Here is a 2,217-nt window from a genome sequence, read left to right on the forward strand (position 1 = left end):
TAATCCGAATAATGAAACCGAGCATTATATAGATGGTCAACATAATGGAGGAGTTTATAATTCATTTAACCTTAATACGTATGGATATTGTTATCAAAATCCGGTTCTATTAGTAGATCCCAATGGAAAGCAATCAGTAGGAGCCGCAGTAGGAAAAGTTGTAGGAAGAAAATTTTTAGGAGAAACAGTAGGAGGAATAATAGGAGGAATAGTAGATATTCCAACCACAGTATTAGGAGCAGTGTTGCATTCAACAGCATTGAATCAAGGAGAACAAGAAGCATTAGATGAAATCCACGAACAAACCTTAAAAGAAAGAGGGATAACTCTTCTAAAAAGTGAGGATAAAGGAGAGAGTGATACAAGAAGTAGTGATTTAGGAAAGTTAAAAGAAGGATCAGAGGGACAGAAAACGGCGAAGAAATTGCAGAAAGAAGGTAAAGATGGGAAATTGCCTACTCCTGATAATCAAAAAAACCAATTTAAAAGAAAAAATGGAGAAGTAGTTCATAAAAATACTGGAGCGATTTATCGTAGATCAAATACAAGCCATAGAGGAAAAGAAGGGGAATATAAGATATGGCCTAAGGATACTAAAGATTTTGGAAAGACCAGTAAGACCACAGGACAGAGAATTACAACAGATAAAAATGGTAAAATTATAGGACATTAAAAAATATTAATTATGAAGAAAAAACAAAAAATCGAAGAAAAATATTTTGAAGATATATTTGAACCTATCAAGAAGTTGTGGAAAGGTGTTTATTATTTACCCAATAAAGAAAATGGAGAAACTTTTGTAGTTACATTAAGAGAGGATTATCGTGAAGTTGATTATAGAACTCAATTTGAAAATAAAGATAACTACAATGAATGGGATTTTATGATGGTATTCACAATGTATGGAACTCTAACTGACTGGGGATTAAAATACTTAAGTGAAGGTAAAGAATATTTGAATATAGATGAAATACCGATAGAGGAGTTTGAAAAAGATTATCTTTATAATTTAGAGGAAGAAGGCAACGAAAATTATTTAGCTAAATATAAAGGTTTAAAATCACGTTTGAATTAACGTAAAAATAGATCAACATTAAGAACAACCCCGCAAATAGCGGGGTTGTTGTTTATTTAATTTAGAGTTAAAAAAAGATAAAATTTTTATAACTATCATTTTATAAACCAAATTATTTAAATGAACAGATCATAAAAAAAATGATTAGAAAGAAATTCTCTCAAATCCAATACCTCCCATAGAGGCAAAGAAGGAGATTTTAAGATATGGCCCAAGGGGACTAGGGATTTTGGTAAGACAAGTAAGACTACAGGAAAAAGGATCACTACGGATCAGGATGGTAAAATTATAGGACATTAAAAGCTTAATTAGTATGAAGAAAAAAGAAAAGATAGAAGAAAAATACTTTGAGGATATATTTTATCCTGTAAAAGCTTTATGGAAAGGAGTTTATAATATAGAAAATGTAGAAAAGACAAAAACATATATTGAATCTATAAGAGAAGATTATAGAGAAGTAGAGTACGTAGTAGAGAATGAGAATAAAAAAAAGTACACTTGGTGGGATTCAATCATGGTTTTTACAATGTATCAAACTTTAACAAGTGTTGGACTAAATTATTTTAAACAAAATAAGAAGATTTTGAATATAGATGATATATCTATAGAAGACTTTGAGAAAAATTTTTTAGAAAATTTAGAATTTGAAGGAAATGAAGAATATTTAGCAAAGTATAAGGGTTTAAAGTCACGAGTTGATAAAGCTAATTTCTAAATAAGTTTAAAAATAACTTCTTAAATTATAAACCAAATCCCGCATTTCGCGGGGTTTTTATTGAAGTTTGCTAAATCTTATACCACTATTCAAGTTCGTCGTAGGGGATAAGTTAGCGGTGGAGTTGCAGTACATTTTAAATGTCCTTAAAATTGATTTCTGATTCTTTAAGTGTTCCATGAAAATAGTTAATTTACCTAGATTACATTAAAAGTTGAGAAAAAAGATATTCTTGTATGATAAAAAAGATAAATTAATTATAGAGATACGGATAAAACACTAATTTAGCTAACAAAGTTATTTGAAAAAATGCATTATTATGGAGCAAGATACTATAATCCAAGAGAAAGTGTATGGTTAAGTACTGATCCATTAAGCGGATATAATCCGAATAATGAAACCGAGCATTATATAGATGGTCAACATA

Annotated in this window: 2 protein-coding genes and 1 pseudogene; all 3 read left to right on the forward strand. The window is 29.5% G+C overall.

All coding sequences use genetic code 11. The annotated features are described in order from the left end of the window. Window positions 1-673, forward strand: a pseudogene (locus tag GFU93_RS04340) (hypothetical protein); the annotation flags it as partial. Between the two features lie 12 nt (window positions 674-685). Then, window positions 686-1,075, forward strand: a complete 390-nt coding sequence (locus tag GFU93_RS04345) for a hypothetical protein (RefSeq protein ID WP_160567549.1) — start codon at window positions 686-688, stop codon at window positions 1,073-1,075. A gap of 313 nt (window positions 1,076-1,388) precedes the next feature. Further along, the gene (locus GFU93_RS04350) at window positions 1,389-1,790 is read left to right on the forward strand and encodes a hypothetical protein (protein ID WP_160567551.1); all 402 of its coding nucleotides are present in this window, start codon (window positions 1,389-1,391) and stop codon (window positions 1,788-1,790) included. The last annotated feature ends 427 nt before the right edge of the window (window positions 1,791-2,217 follow it).

It is taken from the genome of Apibacter sp. B3546 (genome assembly GCF_009827885.1).
Taxonomy (GTDB): domain Bacteria; phylum Bacteroidota; class Bacteroidia; order Flavobacteriales; family Weeksellaceae; genus Apibacter.